Genomic DNA, 5,029 nt, shown 5'->3' with positions numbered 1-5,029 from the left:
CCGGCGGTCTGAGGCGCGCCGGCCCGGCCGGTCTTTCCATGCGTTCTGTCCCGATATCGGGGGCAAGGCCCGCGGGCGCGGCTGCCGGGGGCGACCGGCGCCGGGAGCCCCCTTTCTGCTGAAGAGTTCTGCCATGAAACGGTCTGCGATGACACGCCGTGTCGCAACCCTCGTCGGCCTCACGGCCATCCTGATGTGGTCGATGCTGGCCACCCTTACCGCGGCCTCGGGCGCGGTGCCGCCGTTCCTGCTCAATGCGCTGTGCTTTGGCGCCTCCGGCCTCGTCGGCCTCGTGGCGGTGTGGCTGCGCACCGGCTCGCTGGCTGTGATGCGCCAGCCCTGGCCGGTGTGGGCGCTGGGCGTCTGCGGCCTGTTCGGCTATCACTTCCTCTACTTTACCGCACTCAAGACCGCCCCGCCGGCCGATGCCAGCCTGATCTGCTATCTCTGGCCGCTGCTGATCGTGGTGTTCTCCGGCTTCCTGCCGGGGGAAAAGCTGAAGGTGCACCACGTCGTCGGCGCGCTGGCCGGGCTTGCCGGCGCTGCGCTGATCGTGACGCGCGGCGGCACGGCGCTGTCGCTTTCGCCGGCCTATGCCGCCGGCTACGGCGTCGCGGTGGTGGCGGCGCTGACATGGGCGCTCTATTCGGTGCTCTCGCGGCGCTTTGCCGGGGTGCCGAGCGCAACGGTCGCCGGGTTCTGCCTTGCAACCGGGGTGCTGTCGGCGCTGTGCCACATGGCGTTCGAGACGACGGTCTGGCCGCAGGGCGCGATGGAGTGGGGCGCGGTGGCGCTGCTGGCGGCGCTGCCGGTGGGCCTCGCCTTCTTCACATGGGATATCGGCATGAAGCACGGCGACATTCAGGTGCTGGGGGCGGCGGCCTATGCCGCACCGCTGCTGTCCACCCTGCTGCTGATCGCGGTCGGCATCAGCGAGCCGGGCTATGTGCTGCTGATCGCCTGCGTGCTCATTTCCGGCGGCGGGCTGATCGCTGCCCGCGACATGCTGCGGCGTCCGCCACGCTGAGCCGCACCGCCCGCCGCGGCCCGGCCTGCGGCGGGATCACGCCCCGCAGCCGTCATAGTCGACACGGACGAGGCTGAGCCCGTCCGGCGGTGCCACGGGGCCGCAGCGGGTGCGGTCGGCGGCCGCCAGCGCGGCGGCGAGGTCGTCGGCGCTCCAGCGGCCTTCGCCCACCAGCACCAGCGAACCCACGATCGAGCGCACCTGATTGTGCAGGAACGAGCGGGCCGAGGTCTCCACCACGATTTCCTCGCCGCTGCGGCGCACAATCAGCACCTCAAGGGTGCGCACCGGGCTTTTCGCCTGGCATTCGGCGGCGCGGAAGGTGGTGAAATCGTGCCGGCCGAGCAGGCGCGGGGCGGCTTCGGCCATCGCCTGCCAGTCGAGCGGCCGGGGAATGCGCCACACATGGCCGCGGCTCATCACCGCCGGCGCCCGGCGGTTGAGGATGCGGTAACGATAATGCCGTTTCGTGGCGGAAAACCGCGCCTCGAAACCGGCGCCGACCGGCTCCGCCGCCAGCACCGCGACAGGGGCGGGCCGCAGGTGGGCGTTGATCGCATCGCGCACCGTGTCCGCCCGCCAGTCGCGGGCCAGATCGATGTGAGCCACCTGCCCCTCGGCATGAACCCCGGCATCCGTGCGCCCGGCGCCATGAACGGTCACGTCCTCGCCGGAAAAGGCCTTCACCGCCGCCTCCAGCGCGCCCTGCACCGAGGCGCCGAAGCCCTGCCGCTGCCAGCCGACGAACGGGCCGCCGTCATATTCGATGGTGAGCTTGTAGCGCGGCATCGTTTCGCTTACGTTCTGCCTCAGTTCGCGGTTTGATCGGGTTTGGCGGGGCCATGGAACGAAAACGGCCGGGCAGCACGGGCAGGGCCGCGGGGACCCGGCGGGGCTCAGCCGAGCTTTGTGCCGGCCGTCACCGCCGTGCCGTTGAGAAAGGCCCCGGCCGCCATCGGCGCCTTGCCGGCGCGCTGCACTTCCAGCAGGCGCACCGCGCCCTCGCCGCAGGCGACGGTCAGGCGGTCGTCCAGCACGGTGCCGGGGGCGCCGCTGCCGGTGGCGGCCACGGTGCGCAGCACCTTCAGCCGCTCGCTCCTGTCGCCCAGCGTCATTTCGCACCACGCGCCGGGGAAGGGCGAGAGGCCGCGGATGTGGTCGTGCACCGCGGCCGCGGGCCGGGTCCAGTCGATGCGGGTTTCCGCCTTGTCGAGCTTGGCGGCATAGGTCGTGCCGGCTTCGGGCTGCGGCTCGGTCGCCAGCGTGCCGCGCGACAGGGCGCTGAGGGCGCGCACCATCAGGTCTGCGCCGAGGCGGGCGAGGCGGTCGTGGAGCTGGCCGGCGGTTTCGTCGGCGCCGATGGCCACGCGCTCGCTCAGCGCCACGGCGCCGGTGTCGAGGCCCTCGTCCATCTGCATCACCATCACGCCGGTTTCCCGGTCGCCGGCCATGATGGCGCGGTTGATCGGCGCCGCGCCGCGCCAGCGCGGCAGCAGCGAGGCGTGCAGGTTGAGGCAGCCGTATTCGGGCGCGGCGAGCACGGCGGCGGGCAGGATCAGCCCGTAGGCCACCACCACGGCGACATCGGCCTCATGGGCGGCGAATTCGGCCTGCGCCGCCTCGTCCCGCAGGGTGCGCGGGGTGAAGACGGGAATGCCGAAGCCGGCCGCCAGTTCATGCACCGGCGAGCGCTTCTCGGCCATGCCGCGGCCGGCGGGTTTGGGCGCGCGGGTATAGACCGCAACCACCTCGTGGCCCTGACCGAGGATCTCGACCAGCGTCGGCACGGCGAAATCCGGCGTGCCCATGAAGACGATGCGAAGCGACATGGGGCCGGGTCCTCGATTGGCGGCGGTTGGGCGGGCAGCTGCGCGGCGGATGCCGCCTCAGCGGCCGGCGTGGCGCGCGAGCTTCTGGAATTTCTTGACGACGCGGTCGCGCTTCAGCTTCGACAGGTGGTCGATGAAGAGCACGCCGTTCAGGTGGTCGATCTCGTGCTGCAGGCAGGTGGCGAGCAGGCCCTCGGCCTCCAGCTCGCACGCGCTGCCGTTGCGGTCGAGAAAGCGCACCCGCACGCGGGCCGGCCGCTCCACTTCCTCATAATAGTCGGGAATGGACAGGCAGCCTTCGTTGTAGGCCGATATCTCGTCGGACGACCACACGATCTCAGGGTTGATGACGCCGAGCGGTTCGGGCGGCGTGCCTTCCTTCGCCACGTCCACCACCAGCACACGGCGCGGCACGGCGATCTGGATCGCGGCCAGCCCGATGCCGGGGGCGGCGTACATGGTTTCCAGCATGTCGTCCACGAGCGTGCGGACCGTGTCGTCCACGGTCTCCACGGGGTCGCTTTTCTGCCGCAGACGCGCGTCGGGCAGCACAATGATGTCGCGTTTGGCCATGGCCGCAGAGATATGAAAAGGCAGGCGGCCGGTCAATCGACCGGCACCGCTATTTTCGCAGGCTCCGGCCTGCGCACCAGACAGGGAGAGCGGATGAATGGGTGACGGCTGGCTGACGGTGGCGCTGAACGGGCGGCTTCTCGACGGGCCGCTCGTGCTGGCCGGGGCGGCGGTGGTGCTGGTGGCGGCTTTTCTCGCCGGCTGGCTCGCCGGGCGCGCCTCCGGCCCGATGGTGGCGGGCGATGCCGGGGCGCTCGACCGCCGGCTGGCCGAACTCGGCCGCATTCAGGCCGAGACCGCCGGCCGGCTGGCCACCATGGCGGAGATTTTCGGCAGCCGGCAGGCCGATCTCGCCCGCGTCGTCGCCGACCGCCTCGACGGTCTCGGCCATCGCCTCGGCCAGTCGATGACGGAGGGTGCGCGGGCAACCCACGAGAACCTGCGCCGTCTGGCCGAGCGCATGGCGGTGATCGACCGTGCCGACCGCACCATTTCCGATCTCACCGGTCATGTGGCGGCGCTGGAGCGCATCTTTTCCGACAAGCAGACCCGCGGCGCCTTCGGGCAGGGGCGCATGGAGGCCATCGTGCGCGATGCGCTGCCGGAGGGTGCCTATGCCTTTCAGGCCGGCCTTTCCAACGGCACCCGGCCGGACTGCCTGATTCGCCTGCCGAACGGCCAGCCGATGCTGGCGATCGACGCCAAATTTCCGCTGGAGGCGTGGAACCGGGTGCGCGCGGCGGAAACGCCGGAGGCGCTGAAGGCGGCCGAAACCCAGTTGCGCCGCGATGTGGCGAAACATGTCGACGATATCCGCGCGCGCTATCTCATCCCCGGCGAAACGCAGGATACCGCGCTGATGTTCGTGCCCTCCGAGGCGCTGTTCGCCGACCTGCACGAGCGGTTCGGCGACGTGGTCGAGCGGGCGGTGGCGGGGCGGGTGGTGATCGTCTCGCCGTCGCTGCTGCTGCTGTCCATTCAGGTGATGCAGTCGCTGCTGCGCGATGAGCGGATGCGCGCGCAGGCCCACGTCATTCAGGCCGAGGTGCGCCGGCTGGTGGAGGATGTCGTCCGGCTGGCCGAGCGGGCGGCGGCCCTGGAAAAGCACTTCGCGCAGGCGCAGCAGGATATCGATCAGGTCTCGATTTCTGCCGGCAAGATCGCCCGTCGCGGCGCCCGCATCGAAAGTCTCGATATCGGGCGGGAGGCGGGCGGCGAGGAGGCTGTCGCCCCGCGCCGGGCGGCCCCGCAGGGCTGAGGCGGCCTCAGTCCGCCTCCTCCTCCCCGCTCAGCCACTGCGGCAGTTCGCTCAGGGTCTCAAGCCGGGCATAGAGCGGGCAGTTCTGCGGGGGCTCGGCAGCTTCCAGCGCCCAGACCAGCGGATAGGGAATGTGGATGCCGAAATGTCCGGCCTCCACCGCCGGCAGCACATCGGAACGCAGCGAGTTGCCGACCATGGCGGCCTGTCCGCCGCCGTGGCGTTCGAACAGGCGGCGATAGGTGTCGGCGGTCTTCTCGCTGACGATCTCGATGGCATCGAAGAAGTCGCCGAGGCCGGAGCGGGCGAGCTTCTGCTCCTGATCCATCAGGTCGCCCTTGG

The 5,029-nt window shown here is 70.8% G+C and carries 5 protein-coding genes and 1 pseudogene; 2 read left to right on the top strand and 4 right to left on the bottom strand.

The window, feature by feature from the left end; genetic code table 11:
* Positions 1 to 148 precede the first annotated feature (148 nt).
* Positions 149 to 1,027, top strand: coding sequence for a DMT family transporter (locus V7067_RS12910; RefSeq protein ID WP_334176310.1), 879 nt, complete (start codon positions 149 to 151; stop codon positions 1,025 to 1,027).
* A 36-nt stretch (positions 1,028 to 1,063) separates the two neighbouring features.
* On the opposite strand, the gene truA is transcribed toward V7067_RS12910, so the two are convergent.
* The 3 genes from truA to def all read right to left on the bottom strand — a co-directional run bounded on the left by truA (position 1,064) and on the right by def (position 3,429).
* Positions 1,064 to 1,816: a tRNA pseudouridine(38-40) synthase TruA gene (truA, locus tag V7067_RS12905; RefSeq protein WP_334176309.1), complete on the bottom strand. Its 753-nt coding sequence runs from the start codon at positions 1,814 to 1,816 to the stop codon at positions 1,064 to 1,066.
* Between the two features lie 107 nt (positions 1,817 to 1,923).
* A complete protein-coding gene (fmt, locus tag V7067_RS12900; protein WP_334176308.1) occupies positions 1,924 to 2,856 on the bottom strand; it encodes a methionyl-tRNA formyltransferase in 933 nt (310 codons plus the stop codon).
* A 57-nt stretch (positions 2,857 to 2,913) separates the two neighbouring features.
* Complete coding sequence (def, locus tag V7067_RS12895; RefSeq protein ID WP_334176307.1) at positions 2,914 to 3,429, bottom strand: peptide deformylase; 516 nt, start codon at positions 3,427 to 3,429, stop codon at positions 2,914 to 2,916.
* A 97-nt stretch (positions 3,430 to 3,526) separates the two neighbouring features.
* On the opposite strand from def, the gene rmuC reads away from it, so the two are divergent.
* Positions 3,527 to 4,687 (top strand): DNA recombination protein RmuC, encoded by a 1,161-nt coding sequence (rmuC, locus tag V7067_RS12890; protein ID WP_334176306.1) that lies wholly within the window; start codon positions 3,527 to 3,529, stop codon positions 4,685 to 4,687.
* A 7-nt stretch (positions 4,688 to 4,694) separates the two neighbouring features.
* On the opposite strand, the pseudogene V7067_RS12885 reads toward rmuC, so the two are convergent.
* Positions 4,695 to 5,029 (bottom strand): annotated as a pseudogene (locus V7067_RS12885) (HAD family hydrolase); the annotation flags it as partial.

The sequence above is a fragment of the Pseudoxanthobacter sp. genome (assembly GCF_036822375.1).
Classification (GTDB): Bacteria; Pseudomonadota; Alphaproteobacteria; order Rhizobiales; family Segnochrobactraceae; genus Pseudoxanthobacter.
Note: the sequence above shows the minus strand (reverse complement) of the source record. Positions and strands in the feature narration are given on the sequence as shown.

Excerpts from the sequence above, each read along its gene's own strand:
- V7067_RS12910 (WP_334176310.1), top strand. The coding sequence starts at position 149 with ATGACACGCCGTGTCGCAACCCTCGTCGGCCTCACGGCCATCCTGATG.
- truA (WP_334176309.1), bottom strand. The coding sequence starts at position 1,816 with ATGCCGCGCTACAAGCTCACCATCGAATATGACGGCGGCCCGTTCGTC.
- fmt (WP_334176308.1), bottom strand. The coding sequence starts at position 2,856 with ATGTCGCTTCGCATCGTCTTCATGGGCACGCCGGATTTCGCCGTGCCG.
- def (WP_334176307.1), bottom strand. The coding sequence starts at position 3,429 with ATGGCCAAACGCGACATCATTGTGCTGCCCGACGCGCGTCTGCGGCAG.
- rmuC (WP_334176306.1), top strand. The coding sequence starts at position 3,527 with ATGGGTGACGGCTGGCTGACGGTGGCGCTGAACGGGCGGCTTCTCGAC.